Source organism: Paenibacillus sp. FSL H7-0940, from assembly GCF_037979415.1.
GTDB classification, from domain to species: domain Bacteria; phylum Bacillota; class Bacilli; order Paenibacillales; family Paenibacillaceae; genus Paenibacillus; species Paenibacillus amylolyticus.
On sequence record NZ_CP150280.1, the window covers coordinates 4,017,686 to 4,035,671 of the forward strand.

The following is a 17,986-nucleotide window of genomic DNA, read 5'->3' on the forward strand; positions in this document are numbered from 1 at the left end:
CGTTTCATTTAATCGATGTCCCGCCGCAGCAGCAGTTGAGGTATGGCATGGTCGGGATGAGAGACAATCGCGGGTTTGACGCGAAATATATCCTGGATATTCTCATCGTTGATCAACGTATGAGGTGTACCCTTTCCAACCGCCATGCCCTCACGCAGCGCCAGAATGTGATCGCAAAATAACGCGGCCAGATTCAGATCATGCAGCACAGCCACAATCGTAATGTTATTTCTCTGTCGCCATGCCGATAACAATTCCATGAATTGCAATTGATATTTAATATCCAGAAACGTGGTCGGCTCGTCCAGCAGCAGTAACCTCGGCTCCTGAGCCATAACTTTGGCTAGTGCGACCCGCTGCCGTTGCCCGCCGCTGAGTGCATCCAGCGGTCTGTCCGCCAGTTCTGTCAATCCCAGGTCTTCAAGCACCCTGTCCACCACAAGTGCCCCATCGCCCACTTCCCGCCCCAGCCAGTTCTGGTATGGATATCGCCCCATCTCCACCACGTCTCGCACGGGATAGGAGATGGCTGGTAAGCCATCCTGCTGCAATACAGCGATCATGCGCGATAGGTCCTTACGGCTGTAAGAGCCGATGTCTCGACCATCGATACGAATCTGACCTTCGTTTAACTGTTCCGTTCCGGCAATAAGCTGGATCAGGGTGGACTTGCCACTGCCGTTTGGTCCGACAACTCCCCACCAGTCACCTTCGCCAACATGCCAGTCTACATTGTGCAGTGCCTGATGATTGCCATATGACTTCCCTGCTCCCTTAATGGAGATAAGTGAAGTCGAGTTGGAACTGGTACTGGAATTCATGGCATCATCCCCTTCTGCAACTTTTTGTTCCGGTTCAGCAGGTAAGCAAAGAACGGCGCACCAACAAAGGCGGTGACAACACCGAGCGGAATCTCAGTTGGTGCCAGCAACGACCTTGCGATGGTATCGGCCCACACCATGAAGATCGCTCCACCAATGGCAGACAAAGGTACCAACAGTCGGTAATCCGGTCCCACCAGCAGCCGCAACATATGCGGGATCACCAATCCAACGAATCCGATGACACCCGATACCGAGACAGCCCCAGCAGTCAGCAGTGTGCCAACTGCCAGCACGGACAGCTTGAGTCTGTCCACTCCGATCCCGATATGTGCGGCTTGACGTTCTCCCAGTGCAAGCACATTCAACGAGCGTGCGCGGCTCCAGAGAAAGACCAGCCCTAACAGAAAATACGGGAAAAGGATGGCCGTATACGACCACCCACGCAGAGCCAGACTTCCCATCGTCCAGTATATAATTTCATTAATCGTCTGTTTCGACATGGTCGACAGGAAGGAAACAACTGCGCCCAGGAAACTTTGCATGACCACACCAGCCAGAATGAGGCTGTGTGTAGGTATTTTACGCCCTTCACGAGCCAGTGCCATAACAAACCATAACGTGATTACACCCGTCAAAAACGCCACCAGTGGCAACGTCCAGATTCCGATCAGTGCATACTGCAATCCGAAGAAAATCAGAAAGGCTGCACCCACCGAAGCACCGGATGACACGCCCAAGGTGAACGGGTCTGCCAGTGGGTTCCGAAGAACCCCCTGGAATCCCGTACCGGCAATCGCCAACGATGCGCCCACGAGCACGGCAAGCAGTACACGTGGGAATCTGACTTTCCAGATAATCTGTTCGGCTGCCTTATTCCAATCCGGTGTAATCCAATCGCCCACCCAAGGAATTTTGTGAATCAGGATGCCTGCAATATCCCGGATCGGCAACGCTACTGAACCAATGCCCGTGCAGATGAGCACGGTGAGCACCAGCAGCACCATGCCCGTCGTTCCGAACAGGATCAGCTTTTTACTCATTGGAACAAGTCAGGGTAGATCGCTTTGGCTACTTCTTTCAACCCTTGAGTTACACGTGGACCCGGACGGCTCAGCAGGTTGGCATCCAGGCCAATAACCGCGTCATTTTTCACAGCCGTAATTTGATCCCAGCCGCTGCGCGCCTTGATGATCTGATCCAGTGTTTTAGAGTTTTCGTCAATTACATCGTTGGCATACAGGATCACATCCGGGTTGGAGGCAATCACGTTCTCTTCGTTAATTTCATACCAGCCCTCTTTGTCCGAAGCAATATTGCTACCACCGGCTACAGTGATGAGTTCATCCATGAATTCGCCTTTACCCACAGTCCAGCCTGGGGAAAATTCAACGTATACTTTTTTCTTCTCTTCCGGTTTAACTGCCTTCACCGCTTCGGTTACATCCGTCACGTCCTGTTTCATCTGGGTGATGATTTCTTGTGCTTTTTCCTGATGATCGGTGATTTTACCGAAGGTTTCGATATTGTTCATTACATCGTCAATGGATTTAGGATCCGTTTTGAAAATGGTAATGCCCAGCTCACGCAGTTTTTTCACCGCATCCTCACTCATCGAGATACCTGTGAAGACAATGTCGGCTTCAGCGGCAATAATGGACTCTTCATTGGGCTTGGTAATACCGCCCATTTTAGCTTTGGTTGTTGCCGCTTCCGGATAATCGTCATAGTCGGATACACCAACGATCTGATCGTCCAATCCAAGGGCAAACAGGGATTCCGTCTCAGCCGGAGACACGGATACGATTTTGGCTGGTGCCTTTTCAAAGGTGAACGATTCCCCCGTTGCATCCGTAACTGTCAGTGGATATTGTGTTTTGAGGTCCGTCTGCGCCTGGCCTTGGGACTGCTCCTGTGCCGGTTGCTGTGAAGTACCTGTGCCCTCGTTTGTTGTTGCATTGCCACATCCGGCCAAAGCCAGTGCGAGTGCCGCTGCACTTAGCAGGGACGCTACGTTTTTCCAATTTTTGAAATTCATTCTGTTATTCTCCCCTTCTCTATTTGTACTATTTTCTTGCATCGTGCTCGAACTTTTACTACCCATGCCTTGGTGTTCCTGTATAAGGTTTGAACTGCAACATTTACACGTTAACGGAGAGTGCAGAACCGATCTGAAGAAACGAAGTGTTCGCCTTTATCACCGGATTTTCCCTTTCAAGAAAGGGCATCAAAAAATCTGGGGATAACAGCGATCGGAAGATGGTACTGCAATCGTAGTGACCTCGTGTAAAATTGGTCTCGTTCAGCTTACATGAACAATAAAAAATCCCCAATCCATACGTCCAGGATCAGGGATGACGTCTCGCATATGGCGATCTGTACATGTTCAACCAAGGGTTGTCCATGCGCATAGAATAGCCCGAAACGCTGTCCTTTCCTCGAAGGAACACCGGTTTGTACGTCCAGGGCAGGTAACCTGACTTACAGGAATCATCCTGTTTTACAGTGGCGGGACCGTGCCGGATTTGCACCGGCTTCCCCATTTCACCCATGTGTGTTTCATGACTCGTACTAATTGCCGTGAAAAACAGCCTTCACACGCGGGACCCTTGGTCGCTGATATGGTAAACCATTGTCGTGTAATTTCTGCATACTACATACTCGTTCAGGCTTCACAGCCTACAGCGAATCTGCATCCATGCTGAAGTCACACTTCTGTTGTGATTATAGGGTATATTGTACATCCTTACAACCCGATCGGCGGAAAAGTAACTCTGCTGCCAAACCACTGGTTTCCCTGTTGATCAAGCTGAACCTGAATCACCTGTCCCGGTACGACATGTGTATCCCAGAACCCAAGCCCCGCAATCAGACGGGACAAGGCATACCGGATGACACCACCATGCGTAACCACAACTATGGTTGACTCGCGCCCCTCATCAACGTGCATCGAAGAACGGCCCTCCAACAACATCTCTTGGAGAAAGGAATCCAACCGTCCGGTAAACTCCTGCCACGATTCCCCACCGGGCGGAGTGACCTCCTGCGGCGCATCAATCCAGCTTCGGTACACAGGGTTATCCTTAAGCTGATCATACGTCAGCCCTTCCCACTCTCCAAAATCATTCTCGCGCAGGCGCGAGTCGAACTTCACCTGTCCGATGGCATCAGGAAGAATCTTCTCCAGCGTCTGTCGGCAGCGAAGCAGATCACTGCAATATACCTCGTGCCACGAAATACCGCTCAATTGTTCATGAAGCGGAGCCAGTTCTTCTTTGGCATTTGGCAGCAGACCGATGTCGGTATGCCCCAGATATCTTTTTTCCACATTCCATAACGTTGTCCCATGACGGACCCACAGAATGTTTCGTTTCAGCGGCCCGGGTTGATCCCTATGTACTTCATTGCCTGCATTCTCTTCATTTACGGCCATAACAGCGTCCCTCCTGCCAGCCACACACCCAGCGTTATGAACACGCATAGTACCACAAAAGCCCCTGCACACCAGAACATCAGACGTGACGTTTGCACAATATCCTCGGCCTCCATCGGCCGTGTGGCTTCACCCATGTAGGCACGAAATGAAGCAACGCCGTGATACACGTTATGTCCGCCAAGCCGGATGCCCAGTGCTCCAGCCACCGCTGATTCGGGAAAACCGCTATTCGGACTTGGATGTAGTCTTGCATCCCGTGCAACCATGCGTGCTGCTCCTTTGGCGTCCAGCTTCATGACCCAGGCACCCACGATTAACAGAATCGCGGTCAGCCGCGCAGGTATCCAGTTCGCCACATCATCCAGACGGGCCGAGGCCCAGCCAAGATGCAGATACTTGTCATTTTTATATCCGACCATGGAATCCAGCGTGTTGACTGCGCGATAAGCCATGGCTAGTGGAGCGCCTCCAATGAGTGCATAGAATAACGGTGATACAATGGCATCAACGATATTTTCGGCAACTGTCTCTACCGTTCCCCGCACAACCTCCGGTTCATCCAGATGCGCCGTATCACGTCCAACAATCATGCCCAGTGAACGTCTGGCCGCCGGCCAATCCTGCTGCTTCAGATGACGATACACTTCCATACCTGCATCCTTCAGCCCTTTTGAAGCAATGGTCGTTGCAATGAGCACCACTTCAGCTGCCGCTGCAATGACAGGATGAATCAGCCCAAGCACATATATGAGTCCCCAGGTGATGGCAAAAGAACCCCCTGCAATCACAATCGGGAACAAAAGCCCGGCTCTCTTCAGCCCCGAATCTGTGCGTACACGCGAGCGAATGACACGCTCCAACGCCGAGATGCCTTTTCCCATGCCAATCACCGGATGGGGAATCCAGCGCGGATCTCCGATACATCGGTCCAACAGGTACGCAAGTATAATAATCCAGGCTCCCGCCATGTCTGTCCAGAACGGCCAGGTCCATAGATGCTCCAGCTCAAAAGTCATTTGTGCCTGACCCTCTCTTTCCATAACAGTCCGGCCTGAAGGCTCTCCGTTACCGTGTCGTATACCAATCTGCCAATCGCCGCCCCTGCCGTAGTCGCTGTCCCGGCATAAGTAATCATCGGCTGAGGTTCCTCCATTGCCTGACCTACCGCAATCACAATGGCGTCGGTTGTGGTGCCGGTGGCGGGCAACCCGTTCTCCGAATCCAGAACACCCGCATCCGCCAGCGCTGCTGCTTTGGCTTCCACCGCCGTCTGTACTGCATTCACCATTGCCCCGCTGGTCATGCGTCCGTTCAACCAGAGCATAATGTTAATTGTACCCGGGACATAGGGGGGCATCGTTAGATTCCGTGCTGGAGGAGCAGAGCGCTCCCTGCTGGAAGACATCGTCTTATTTCCCGCCGTATCAAATACCGTTCTCTCCGACCCCGCTCGTGCGGCATTTGATACACCCGCAGTGGTGCAGCACAGAAGGCCAAATTCATCACTTGTATATTCCTGAATGGAGGTATGCTCCAGCCTTACGGCCGTCAATAATCCGGCACATTGATCGCGTGGCTCATACCATTCTTTCAGCGCTTGCTCGATATCACGCGGCGGATCATCACAGCGGTAATGCCTGTCCACATAGATGTTAAATATGCGATCCAGTTCAAGCATCCCACCGCCATATACCGCACTCGACAGCGCTTGGGCAGACCTTGGGCTCTGAGCTTTGATATGTCGTTCATGTGCAGATATGTTTAGTCCCGGCCAGGAAGAGGAAGCATATTCATTCTCGTCTGTTTCTCCATTCGTAAAGTAGTTATAAAACGGGAGTGTCATTGCCGCTTCCCTCCCTGTTCCTCATCTTTCGTCTGATCAACATTCGGATATCCCTTGGTTTCCAGCACGCTGCCCAGCACTTCGAGTAATGTAGCATTGGCATCTGCATCCTTGACCGCGAAACGTACATGCCCTTTGTCAAGCCCCGGATACATGGCACAGCTGCGAATCAGAATGCCCCTTCGGCCCAGCTCCTCTTGCATTGATGCCGCTGTCCAAGGGGCCGGCACACGTGCCAAAATAAAGTTCGCCTCTCCCGGTGTCACCGCACATCCGTACGCCTTCAGACCTTCGATGAGACGCCCCCGTTCCCGCGTGATCTGTGACATGGTCTCCTGTTCGTACCGTTCTCCGCTACGCAGACAGGCTTCCCCTGCCATGAGCGCCAGACCGTTGACACTCCAGGTCACCTGTTTCTTTGTCATCGCCTGAATGTATTCGGCACGGCCCAGAGCATATCCAAGACGCAAGCCCGGAATGGCATAAAACTTCGTCATCGAGCGAATGATGATTACATTCGGATAGTCATTCAGATGTGCTGCCAGGGACTGACGCCGGTCTACCGAAATAAAATCCATAAAGGCCTCGTCAATGACAAGTACGGTTCCCGTTTCTTCCGCTTTGCGTGCAAGCCTTTGTAATACCTCAAGTGGATATTGTACACCGTTTGGATTGTTGGGCTGGCCGAGGAAGAGCAGGTCTACCTTTTCCATGAGCTGCTCGATGTCCTCGGGTTCCGCTCGCCACACCAGTTCTTCTCTTCCCTTCGTATGTACAACCTCGGCACCGAATTGTCGTGCCAACGACCGGTACTCCGAAAATCCCGGTTCCACCGTACCCACCTTGCGCGGGGCAAGCCCAAGCAGAATGAGCGCCATGCTTTCGGCTGCGCCGTTGCCCACGGAAATCTGCTCCTGCATCACACCAAGACGCTCGCTCAGCAGTGCTTTGAATCCCCGGTGCGCCGGATCGGGATACCGAATCACCGACTGCGATCCTTGCTGTATAGCCTCCAGCACCCCTCTGGGCGGACCGAGTGGATTAATGTTGGCACTGAAATCCAAAAAATCAGCAGCTTCCCTCCCAAATCGTGACGCAGCCGTCTCCACGTCCCCGCCATGTCCGAACACTTCGATATAACCGGTCATTCTTCCGTCATCCTTTCTGTATGTCCTTTTTATTATGGATGGCACGGGAGGTGTGGGTCAATCCTGTTTTCTTTGTGTCCCAACCATAATTCGTTTACAATAGAAGAGGAATTTCGGTTCCTTTTGATATACAAGGTTCACTACATAAGGGACTAGCAATCCCTCACATACATTAATGGAGGAATGACCATGCTGTTTGTAGACAACCAGGGCATTACAGATCCTTCTGTAAACCTTGCCATTGAGGAGTACATTCTGAAGCATCTGCCGATGGAGGATGACAGCTATCTGCTGTTCTACATTAACCGTCCATCGATTATCATCGGAAAACATCAAAATACGATTGAAGAAATTAATATTGAGTACGTTCAGGATAACGGTGTGCAGGTGGTTCGTCGTCTTTCGGGAGGCGGAGCGGTATATCACGATCTGGGCAACCTGAATTTCAGCTTTATTACAGCGGATGACGGTCAATCCTTCCACAATTTCCGCAAGTTCACCCAGCCTGTGGTTGAAGCTTTGCACGAGCTTGGTGTAAATGCCGAGTTGACCGGGCGTAATGATCTGCAAGTCGGCGAAAAGAAAATTTCGGGCAACGCCCAGTTTTCCACACGTGGGCGCATGTTCAGTCATGGCACATTGATGTTTGATCTGAATCTGGAGCATGTTCAGGCTTCCCTGAACGTCAATCCTGAGAAATTCAAATCCAAGAGCACCAAGTCCGTGCGCAGCCGGGTCGCCAACATACGGGATCTGATTGACACCAACCTGACGATTGAGCAGTTCCGCGATGAGCTGTTACGTCACATTTTCCGGATGGAGCCTAAGGACGTTCCACAGTACACCCTCACTGACAAAGACTGGGACAAAATCAAGGAAATCTCCGCTGAGCGTTATAACAACTGGGACTGGAACTATGGCTTGTCTCCGGAAAGCAATGTGAAGCACACTCGCAAATTCCCTGTAGGCATCATCGATCTGCGCATGAACATCAAGGATGGACGCATCGAAGATATCAAAATCTTTGGCGACTTCTTCGGTGTAGGTGATGTGGCGGATATCGAAAATATGCTGCGCGGCAAGCGGTATGAGGAATCCGAGGTGCGTACTGCACTTGAGGGCCTGGATGTAAAACATTACTTCGGCAACCTTGAGCTGGAAGACTTTATCGGCCTTGTTTTCCTGGAAGAGTAAGTATATAAGTTCAACCCAAGAATGTTTACACCTGCCACTCCGATGACAGAATAACCTTCCGATCGCTGTTATCCCCAGATTTTTTTGATTCCCTTCTTCAAAGGGAAAATCCGGTGATAGCTTATGCTTCCGATGTAGCTTTCTTTTAGAAAGCTTTCAGGCGAACGCTCCGCTTCTTCAGGTTTTTTCTGTCCTCTCCGTTCTCGTGTAAAACGTTTAGTTGAACTGATATAGATTAAGTCGGGTATAGATACCAGATAGATACAGATAAAAAAGGAGAGAAATACAGATGACCTACAAATTAATCGCAATCGATATTGATGACACACTGATCAACGACAACAAGGAAGTAACCCCTGCTACACAGACTGCACTGGAACAAGCGGTTGCCCATGGTGTAACTGTAACGCTGGCGACTGGACGTGCTTATGCTTCCGCACAAGCGCTTGCTCGTCAAACCGGACTTAACGTGCCGATCATTACGTATCAAGGCGCTTTGGTGAAAAACCTGCTGGACGAAAAAGTACTTTATGAGCGCTACGTTCCACAGGAAGCTTCCCGCAAATTGTATGATTACTGCCTGGAGAACAATCTCCACCTGCAAACATACATTGACGACAAGTTGTATGCCCGTGAGGAAAACGACAAGCTGCGTGATTATGCCAAATTAAACGGCACCCAATATTACATCGAATCTGATTTCATCAAAGTCATCGAACAAAAAACACCAAAGCTGCTTATTATCGATGAGCCAGACTACTTGGATAAGGTTGCCGTTGACCTGCGTGAATTGCTCGGACCTCAAGTGCATATCACAAAGTCCAAACCTTACTTCCTGGAGATCATGCACAACGAAGGAACTAAAGGCCACGCCCTGACCTTCCTGGCTGACCATTTCGGTCACCAGCTCAGCGAGTGTATTGCCATCGGCGACTCCTGGAATGACCATGAGATGCTCGAAGTTGCTGGTCTTGGTGTAGCGATGGGAAATGCCATCCCTGCCCTGAAAGAGCTGGCGGATTACATTACGGCAAGTAATAACGAAGACGGCGTGAAAGAAGTTATCGAGAAGTTTGTGCTGAACGCAGAGTAAATAAGATCAACGAACAGCCCAGTCGGCGAATTTCGCCGTGCAGGGCTGTTTTTTTGATTTTAAAAATATGTTCATTATCCTATTTAGCGATTATATTAGGTATATTTTTCTGTTATTTTTTATGTTTAGAGAGCAACAATGCGGTAATCAAGGATAATTGTAGTGAAATCGTAATCGCCATAGATAAGATGACACGATCAGTATCTGGGACATCGGCAAAAAATAAAACAATAAAAAATACAATAAATGAGATGACAATGCTAGCTATGAAATTTAAAATTATTCGTTTCATGTTTTGCCTACTTTCACACACCACGATTCATTGTTTTACTTGCTCATGGCATGCTGGAAAGACTCAAGCAGTTTTTTTATTTGCCCATCACATTCCAGTTGAAATGACGGAATGATCTCATCTATTCTTTGCTGGAATAACTCCGGATCTTGGAGACCAAGCTCTGCTCTTAACTCCATTTCTTCTTCGGAACCGTTGTCGTTCAGGATCATGTTCAGGATTTCACCTTTAAAGTATTCACTTGGAGGAAGGATTAGAGCATTCATCAGGAACTGGGTAAAAAAGAGATGTTTATTATTTTCCTGACTCGCCTTTTTCATCGCCTGCTTAGTAAACAAGTTTATATACTTCTGAGCAAACGCAACCCCTTTCATTCGGGAAGGCCCAACATGTTCGACCCCTTTCCAACGCAGATCAGCCACAGAACTAAGCCACCAGGCCGGTTCAATAGCCTGCTGCATACGAAGCAGCACTTGACGCTCAAACTGCGGCTCAGGATGCATTCGCTGCTCATTCAAACATTTCGCTATGGTCTCGGCTTCAATTGCAGCAACCGTCATGCCTTGGCCATGGATTGGATCGAAGCTGCAAAATGCATCGCCAAGGACGAGTAACCCGGAGGGCCAATTCTCCATCAGTTCAAAATGTTGACGGACAGACTCGGAAATACGGTATCCACGCGGTCCTTGAAAAGGCTCCAGCTGTTCTGCCAACGCTACGATTTCATCCGAAGCAAACAGATGTTTGATTTGCTCTTGAAACTCATCCGGATGGGTTGGAGGATATTCATCTCCTCCTGCGTTGAACAGTAATAGTCCAGCGATATCATTTTCAATGCGCCACAACATGCCTGCACGAGTTCCTTGCACAGGATCGGACTCTGTTATCACCGTTCCCCAATCATTTTGAATAGAGGATGGTATCTTATAATAGCGGGTGCTGTAACCAAGAGACACCTTCAGCACTTCCGGCTCAGGCACGGACAACCCTATCTGTTCAAGCCATCTGATCAATTTGGAAGAACGTCCCGCGGCATCAATAACCACATCTGCTGCAAGCATTGCTTCCCGATTATCCCGACCTCTTTCTTTGGTATACACGCCTGTAATCAAACGCTGATCTTCTGATGCCATTAACCCGGTAACTTCCGTACTCGTTAAGAAGCTTATATGATCTATGCTCTGGACTCGCTGACGCAATACCCATTCCAGCAGTGCTCTGCTGCTCGATGCAATTTTGAATGAGGAAGCGGCATTCGCCTTATTGACTAATGTACCATAGCGATTGGCAATCACAATTTTCTCTTCATGCGAAGGAATGGCGCCAAGCGCGACCAATTCATCATTGTATCCGGGAAAGTAATGTTCCAGAATGAGTCCGCCGCGCGGTAATACACGATGTGGATGAAAGGATTGAGGCACACCCTGCCGATTTGCCGGCTCAGAAGGCAATTCATCTCGCTCAATGATACATACCTCATCATAATAATCAGATAACATCCTTGCAGTGATTAACCCTGCAATACCTGCCCCAATTACCACAGCTTTTTTCATGTCGGACATTGCCACTTCATCCTCTCCAATCCATCATATTTCATCTACACTTGTAGCTCTATCTAAAAATTACTTATAATACCAATATACACTTGGAATCTCGTATCATGTAAGAATCAATGTGTTGATACTATATAGCTAAACTACAATAAGGAAATGATGTAGATGAAAATGATTGATAAAAAGGTGGATTTGAGAGTTACCCGAACTCATAAATTGTTAACGATGGCGCTACTCGATCTGTTATGTGAGAAAGGTCAGCTATTCAGCAACATCACAATTAATGAAATATGTGACAAAGCTATGGTTCACCGAACAACGTTTTACAAACATTTCAAGGATAAATTTGCTCTACTGTCCACCACCCTAACTTGGGTCCTTCGGGATTATTTACACATGAATGTAGAAGACCGGTTACAGCAGCCTTTGCAAAGCGTATCTAAAATTCTGTTCGGAAATGTACTGGAGACAATTGTGCAGAACCAGCAGAAAGATGAGGGGTTTAACAACTTTTTCATACATTATATCGGAGAGATATTCAGACGAGATTTTCTGGAATTGAAGAGAAGAGGTAAACAATTTTCACTTCCCATAGAACTGGTAGCCGAGTTTCACTCGGGGGTGATTCGTTTACTTGTGATGTGGTGGATACAACATTTCGAAGAAAATGTTACGGCAGAACAGATGGATGAATATTACTACCTACTGGTTAACGAAAATATCATGTTGAAATAACAAACAGCTCAACCTAAAATCAAGGGCTGATTTTGAGATTGAGCTGCATACCTTCAAACTTCACCTATTTTAAAACAGATTCGGAAGCCTGCACTGTCATCCTCGCACGACTTCTTTTCTTCAACCAGCCGCTCACCTTCTCATTCATCGCCAGTAGACCTGAAACAACCAGAACCACACCGACCCACGTAACCCAGCTGACATGCTCACCATAGACTACAGCGCCAAGCCCCACGGCAATGGGCGGAGAAATGTATAACCAGGTTGCCGGGAATAACGGGTTGGTACGCGACATAATCCAATAGAACAGACTATGCCCCACCATGGAGCCAATAACAGTCAGATAGATCACCGACGAGACGGCAGGCACCCAGTCCAGAGCAGACATATTCCACGATTCCGTTCCGACCGAGAGCAGGGATAACAGCAGTCCCCCATACATCATCTGCACCGCATTGATCGCTACAGGACTCGCCTCCTTGAACTGATGAATGACCTTTTTGGAGTACAATGCACCTGCTGAATAACAGACCTCCCCCACTAGTACCGCGATACAACCCCACATGAACAGGGAACCTGCACCAAGCGATACACCTGGCAACACAACCAGTACCACACCGGTGAACCCGATCAGGCAGCCTACAATCATACGGGCAGATGTTTTTTGCCGCAACAGCGCCGTCTGCATCAACATAATCATCAGCGGCCCTGTCGCTGACAGAATGGCACCCACACCCGAGCTCACATGCTGTTCAGCCCAATATAATGTGGCAAAAGTGCCGAAGGTCAGCCCCGCTCCCGTTAACAACATCTCCTTGCGGAACAGGAGCGACCAGCTCACTTTGCCCTTCATCCTCATCCATGCAAACATCAGCGCTCCCGCGATTAAAAATCGCAATCCGGCTGACAGAAAAGGCGGCATGCCTGCCTCTACTCCAATTTTAATAGCCAGAAATGTTGTACCGAAAATAAGACACATGACCGTAAATGCAATCCCCACCATGATAACCACTCCTTTATCTGTTCTCCATCATATCTCATGGTCTACAGAACAGAATGAACAAAACAGAACAGTTTTCTCCCATTAGCTGTTACAATAGAGTTCAAAAGGAGTGTGAGCCGGGTGGGCAGAACCATGATGATGACAGATAACAGCCTGAAATTATATGAGCAAGTAATCCATTATCTCGTTGTACGTATAGAAGCGGGAGAGTGGGCCGAACATGAAAAACTGCCATCTGTACGAAGCCTGTCCGAGCTACTCGGCGTACATCGTCTGACCGTATTCAAAGCCTATCAGGAGTTAAAGGAACGTGGGAGTGTTTATGTGAAGGACAAGTCCGGCTATTATGTCAGTCCAGCAACTCCCTTCTCAGTAACGGATCAGGCGGATGATCCCGCCGTGTCTGCCTGGCTGCATTGGGATTCACTAGCACGGGTACAGTCCCTTGAAGCAGAATACCAATTTTCCAAATCGTTAATCGATCCCTCTCTGTTGCCCAACCGGTATTGGGGTGAACTAATGCGTGATCTGCTGGATCAATATCCCCGTTTGCTCGGAACGTATTCCACGATTCAGGGAGATCTGGAACTGCGAACTGCGCTGGCAAGCCATCTAACGAAAAAAGAACGCTTCTATCTCTCTGCAGACGAAGTGCTTATTACTTCGGGGGCCCAGCAAGCGATTGACGTCATCTCGAGGACACTGGTCAAACCCGGGGATCGGGTGTTGATGGAACGGCCTACGTATGGACCGGCAATGGAGATTTTCCGCAAACAAGGTGCTCGTCTGATCTTTACGGATATTCACTCGGACGGGTATGATCTGGAGCAGATCGAACATCTGATGAAGAGTGAGAAGCCGCGCCTCTTTTATATGACACCGACCTTTCAGAATCCAACCGGCCTTAATGTTCCCGTAGAACAGCGTAAGCAGTTACCTGAACTTGCAGAACAGTATGGTTGTTTTCTGCTCGAAGACGACAGTACCTATGATATCTATTTTAAGGAGAAACCTCCTGCACCCATTTTCACCTACGATACTACTGGACACACTCTGTACATCCGCAGTTACAGCAAGTATGTTGCACCCGGGCTACGGATTGCAGCCATCATATGCCGCCAGCGATTCATGCCAGGACTACAGGCTGTAAAATCACTGACAGATAACGGATCGCCCCTTCTGAACCAGAAGCTTTTTCTCCGTTATTTTCAGTCAGAACGTATGCATCAACATCTGTCCAAGCTACGGACCGCTATCCAGCTACGGATGGAAGTAATGGAACAATCTCTGCTGGAAACGGACTGGACGTGGACCCGGCCGGAGGGCGGACTTAACTTTTGGGTAGAGCTTCCTGAGGGTGTGGATACAGGGAGACTGCTTCACCGATGCATGGAACAATCCGTTGCCTTTGTACCCGGAACGGTATTTGATTCTTCGGATCATTCAGCCAGTCGCAAGCTGCGCCTGTCCTTCTCTTATGCACATGAGCAGCAGATTCGGGAAGGGATGAGCAGGCTCATTACGCTTGCGAAAGAAATGTAAGGTAAAGAAATGTAAGGTTTAGTTATAAATCGAAAAAAGCCCGAAAGGTCACATGACCTTCCGGGCTACTATTATGAGCTGGATATGACCTTATCCACCAATCCATATTCGACTGCTTCCGCAGCGGTCAGGAAATAGTCTCGATCCGAGTCCTTCTCAATCCGCTCAATTGACTGTCCTGTATGGTCGGCTAACAGCTTGTTAAGACGTTGACGATGCTGAATGATGCGGTTAGCATGAATCAGCATATCCGACGCCTGCCCTCGCGTACCGCCATGTGGCTGATGGATCATGATCTCACTGTTGGGCAGCGCCATACGTTTACCTTTTGTTCCACCTACCAGCAATATCGTACCAAAGCTTGCCGCCATCCCTGTACAGATCGTGGAGATATCCGGCTTCACAAATTGCATCGTGTCATAGATCGAAAATCCCGCAGTCACCGACCCACCAGGGCTGTTGATGTACATCTGGATATCCTTTTCCGGGTCCTCTGCAGTCAAAAACAACAACTGGGCCACGATGGCATTTGCCATCTGATCCTCAATTTCTCCGGACACCATAATGATCCGATCTTTGAGCAAACGTGAATAAATATCATAACTCCGCTCTCCGCGAGCTGTCTGTTCCACTACATACGGCACTACATTCATATGTGTCGCCTCCTCGGTTTAGGCAACCATGTTGACCGTGTATCCGCCTCCATACGACATCGAGTTCATGCCAGAAGTGGAGTACCCGTACATCATTGGCTGCATGGATGGAGACGGCAAAGTCTGCTGCAAAATCGTGCCCGCCACAGCCATCGGATCATCGGTCCGGTTCAGGCACAGATCAATGATTCGGGCTGTATCCCCATTACGAAATGCCAGCAGATAGCTGCGCAGTTCCTCCCGATTGTCCTCCACTGCGCCTTCCTCATACTGCAATTCAGCGTCCGATTGTTCCAACCTGTGCCTCACTTCAGCTATGGCAGAGCGTGCACGACTTAACGCTGCTTTCACAGCGCCTTCAGTCGTATCCAGCATTTCCGCAGTCTCTGCCGCCCTATAACCCATTAATTCACGTAATACATATATCACTCGCTGCCACGGTGGTAGCGTATTTACAAGAAGTTGTACGGCAGACTCCAATTCCTCGAATCGCCTTTCCTCCTCCATTTCGTGTAGGAGCGGCTTCAAGCTATCCAGTTTATAAGCCAATCTCTCCCGCTGACGTAAGATATCAATCCAGCTGTTGCGAGCAATACGAATCAGATAAGCTTCCCAGTTTATATCTTTATTCATCCCGGAAGTTCCAACCACTCTCGACGACAACACTTTGAGACAGGTCTCCTGAACCAGATCCTCCGTGTCTGGAACTGATTTCGTCAGAGATAGACAATACGCATACAACGAACCCATCAGATCGGGTAGTACGGTATGGATGCTTGGGTTCAATTGATTTTTTCTGTCGTTGCCATTAAATTCAATATTGAATTTATCTTGTTTACCATCATCATGTGGTCTGTTGATTCTGCAATCCACGGACTTCACAAAGGCCATCTTGGGGGCCCCCCTTTGCTGGTTCCTGATTGATTTTGACTTACACTATGTAAACGAAGAACCCCTTGTAAAGGATACGCTCTTCTGAATTTATTTTGTTACGCTAGTTAAGTTGAGTTACGCTTTCGTTTCCAGCTTTAATGTTCCAAGCGGCACCTTCATCCCGGTAAGGGCAATCGTAATACCTTGATCCAGATTATAATTCTGCCGTACATCGACGTCATGAGACATATGTGTAAAATAAGTATGACCCGGCTTCAGTTCCCACAGCAGCTCCTGCGCCTCACGCATATCGTACACGGAACGTGTTGAGAATTCCGCAAGCTCATGCACAAAGCTTGTTCCAAGCACCAGCATATCCAGTCCGTGCAAAGGCTCTTTCTCGGCATCCTTCAGGTCAATAGCATCTGAACAGTACGCCCAGCTATACCCACCCTGATCCAATCGATAGGCGTAAGAATACCCGTTATGTCCATGGCACACTTTCCAGGAATGTACCTTCCAGCAGCCTAGTTCAATATCATCATCCGTTTCAAGAAAGTCCATATGACGACCCAACCAGGGAAACTGTCCCTGAATGGTAGCAATCACTTCGCGTGGTGCATACAAACGCCCCTTTACACCCAACCAGCGGCATGCATCCGCCCATTCCGGCAATCCTCCAATATGGTCAAAATGCGCATGAGTGATGAGCAGCGTATGCACCATACGCAATCCCTGATCCTCCATCTGTGATCTCCAGTCTGGTCCGCAGTCAATCATGAACTGTTCACCCGCACCATCCCCACCACCGTCAATCAGAACAGAAGAGCGTTTCCGTTTATTCTCTCCCGTAAGCCTCGCCTCTGTACATATTTCGCAATCACAATACACACGTGGAACGCCCATCGCATCGCCAGTGCCCAGAAATGTTAGCTGATTCAATCCGCATTCCCCCTGAATTAATGATATGTAGATTGTAATCGTCAACCTCTGTTTTTGCAAAAAAAAAAGACCATCCCGCTGCAGTTCTCCACTGCAATTCGGGACAGTCTGTGGTCTGACCGTTCACCGTCAGACTTTAATTCCATGCTTCGCTCCATTCGGGAGCGACGCTTCGTCAGCATGTGATGCAACCTTATAAGCGGGTCATCCGCATGAAGATCAGGCCTTACCTTTTAAACAGGCCACGACCAATTAATTCGAGTCACATCCACTCCGCGCTGGAACTATACCAGTGCCCGCAGCTTCAACGTCAGTTCCTGACCCGCAGGTACATCCTTCGAATCCGTAATGACCCAGTTCGATGCAAGCCGCTTCGCCAGTACCTCTGCCTGCTCCGGTTTCAACTGTAATCCGGTGATGATTCCTTCACCCACTGTGAAGTCTTTCTCGGGTTGTACCTTGAAGGCTTTCTCCAACCAGATTCCGAGTCCACCACGCGTGTTAAAGGTAATCCGGTAGCCGTCTCTCACTGCTGCCTCCAGATTTTCACCATGTTCATCCGCATACGAGAAAAATTCGGTATATCGGTATTCCTCTTCAGACACGGCGTCAAAAGCGGAAACGTCTTTCGCTTGAATAGCTTTTAAAATTTCTTCCTCAGTCATACCCTTACCACGGGCCTGCTCCAGTCGAATCGCTGTACTTTGGGATAATTTGATCTCTGTGTTCATACTATCACACCTTCCTGCTAGTACTATGTAACAATCATGATTCAGTATACCTCTATTATAACCTTTTGGCAGTAAAAAACCTCCATCTCTACTTCCATTGAAATGAAGGTTTAGTATCTACATGCTC

17 protein-coding genes and 1 riboswitch are annotated in these 17,986 nt (G+C 49.0%); of the genes, 4 read left to right on the top strand and 13 right to left on the bottom strand.

Annotated features, from left to right (window positions below; translation table 11 throughout):
* Positions 1-8: 8 nt before the first annotated feature.
* The 7 genes from MHB71_RS17855 to cobD form a co-directional block, all read right to left on the bottom strand.
* Positions 9-821, bottom strand: coding sequence for an ABC transporter ATP-binding protein (locus MHB71_RS17855; RefSeq protein WP_036610732.1), 813 nt, complete (start codon positions 819-821; stop codon positions 9-11).
* Positions 818-1,864, bottom strand: coding sequence for an iron chelate uptake ABC transporter family permease subunit (locus MHB71_RS17860; RefSeq protein WP_036610733.1), 1,047 nt, complete (start codon positions 1,862-1,864; stop codon positions 818-820). Before MHB71_RS17860 ends, MHB71_RS17855 begins: the two co-directional genes overlap by 4 nt.
* Positions 1,861-2,859 carry an ABC transporter substrate-binding protein gene (locus MHB71_RS17865; protein WP_047842049.1) on the bottom strand — a complete coding sequence of 333 codons (999 nt, stop codon included), beginning with the start codon at positions 2,857-2,859 and terminating at the stop codon, positions 1,861-1,863. Before MHB71_RS17865 ends, MHB71_RS17860 begins: the two co-directional genes overlap by 4 nt.
* A gap of 410 nt (positions 2,860-3,269) precedes the next feature.
* Positions 3,270-3,419: riboswitch (cobalamin riboswitch) on the bottom strand.
* Between the two features lie 148 nt (positions 3,420-3,567).
* Entirely contained in the window at positions 3,568-4,254 is a 687-nt protein-coding gene (locus tag MHB71_RS17870) for a histidine phosphatase family protein (RefSeq protein ID WP_340027156.1), read from the bottom strand.
* The gene (cbiB, locus tag MHB71_RS17875) at positions 4,245-5,225 is read right to left on the bottom strand and encodes an adenosylcobinamide-phosphate synthase CbiB (protein ID WP_340030189.1); all 981 of its coding nucleotides are present in this window, start codon (positions 5,223-5,225) and stop codon (positions 4,245-4,247) included. The genes MHB71_RS17870 and cbiB overlap by 10 nt, the downstream gene beginning before the upstream one ends.
* A gap of 44 nt (positions 5,226-5,269) precedes the next feature.
* Positions 5,270-6,100 (bottom strand): adenosylcobinamide amidohydrolase, encoded by an 831-nt coding sequence (locus MHB71_RS17880; RefSeq protein WP_340027157.1) that lies wholly within the window; start codon positions 6,098-6,100, stop codon positions 5,270-5,272.
* Positions 6,097-7,248 (bottom strand): threonine-phosphate decarboxylase CobD, encoded by a 1,152-nt coding sequence (gene cobD, locus MHB71_RS17885; protein ID WP_340027158.1) that lies wholly within the window; start codon positions 7,246-7,248, stop codon positions 6,097-6,099. The genes MHB71_RS17880 and cobD overlap by 4 nt, the downstream gene beginning before the upstream one ends.
* Before the next feature lie 189 nt (positions 7,249-7,437).
* On the opposite strand from cobD, the gene MHB71_RS17890 reads away from it, so the two are divergent.
* Both MHB71_RS17890 and MHB71_RS17895 read left to right on the top strand, forming a co-directional pair.
* Positions 7,438-8,442 carry a lipoate--protein ligase gene (locus MHB71_RS17890; RefSeq protein WP_133386795.1) on the top strand — a complete coding sequence of 335 codons (1,005 nt, stop codon included), beginning with the start codon at positions 7,438-7,440 and terminating at the stop codon, positions 8,440-8,442.
* 289 nt (positions 8,443-8,731) lie between these two features.
* Complete coding sequence (locus MHB71_RS17895; protein WP_062833159.1) at positions 8,732-9,535, top strand: Cof-type HAD-IIB family hydrolase; 804 nt, start codon at positions 8,732-8,734, stop codon at positions 9,533-9,535.
* A gap of 327 nt (positions 9,536-9,862) precedes the next feature.
* On the opposite strand, the gene MHB71_RS17900 is transcribed toward MHB71_RS17895, so the two are convergent.
* Entirely contained in the window at positions 9,863-11,389 is a 1,527-nt protein-coding gene (locus MHB71_RS17900; RefSeq protein WP_340027159.1) for an FAD-dependent monooxygenase, read from the bottom strand.
* A 156-nt stretch (positions 11,390-11,545) separates the two neighbouring features.
* Here MHB71_RS17900 and MHB71_RS17905 point away from each other — a divergent pair, with 156 nt between their 5' ends.
* A complete protein-coding gene (locus MHB71_RS17905) occupies positions 11,546-12,115 on the top strand; it encodes a TetR/AcrR family transcriptional regulator (RefSeq protein ID WP_340027160.1) in 570 nt (189 codons plus the stop codon).
* A gap of 64 nt (positions 12,116-12,179) precedes the next feature.
* Here MHB71_RS17905 and MHB71_RS17910 read toward each other — a convergent pair whose 3' ends face one another.
* Entirely contained in the window at positions 12,180-13,118 is a 939-nt protein-coding gene (locus MHB71_RS17910) for an EamA family transporter (protein ID WP_340027161.1), read from the bottom strand.
* Between the two features lie 120 nt (positions 13,119-13,238).
* On the opposite strand from MHB71_RS17910, the gene MHB71_RS17915 reads away from it, so the two are divergent.
* Complete coding sequence (locus tag MHB71_RS17915) at positions 13,239-14,660, top strand: PLP-dependent aminotransferase family protein (RefSeq protein WP_340027162.1); 1,422 nt, start codon at positions 13,239-13,241, stop codon at positions 14,658-14,660.
* A 71-nt stretch (positions 14,661-14,731) separates the two neighbouring features.
* Here the strand turns inward: MHB71_RS17915 and clpP are convergent, their stop codons facing one another.
* The 4 genes from clpP to MHB71_RS17935 all read right to left on the bottom strand — a co-directional run bounded on the left by clpP (position 14,732) and on the right by MHB71_RS17935 (position 17,859).
* A complete protein-coding gene (clpP, locus tag MHB71_RS17920) occupies positions 14,732-15,313 on the bottom strand; it encodes an ATP-dependent Clp endopeptidase proteolytic subunit ClpP (protein ID WP_017689971.1) in 582 nt (193 codons plus the stop codon).
* Positions 15,314-15,331: 18 nt separating this feature from the next.
* Positions 15,332-16,204 carry an RNA polymerase sigma factor gene (locus tag MHB71_RS17925; RefSeq protein WP_340027163.1) on the bottom strand — a complete coding sequence of 291 codons (873 nt, stop codon included), beginning with the start codon at positions 16,202-16,204 and terminating at the stop codon, positions 15,332-15,334.
* Between the two features lie 117 nt (positions 16,205-16,321).
* Positions 16,322-17,128: an MBL fold metallo-hydrolase gene (locus tag MHB71_RS17930; protein ID WP_340027164.1), complete on the bottom strand. Its 807-nt coding sequence runs from the start codon at positions 17,126-17,128 to the stop codon at positions 16,322-16,324.
* 284 nt (positions 17,129-17,412) lie between these two features.
* Positions 17,413-17,859 carry a hypothetical protein gene (locus MHB71_RS17935; protein ID WP_340027165.1) on the bottom strand — a complete coding sequence of 149 codons (447 nt, stop codon included), beginning with the start codon at positions 17,857-17,859 and terminating at the stop codon, positions 17,413-17,415.
* Between the last annotated feature and the right edge of the window lie 127 nt (positions 17,860-17,986).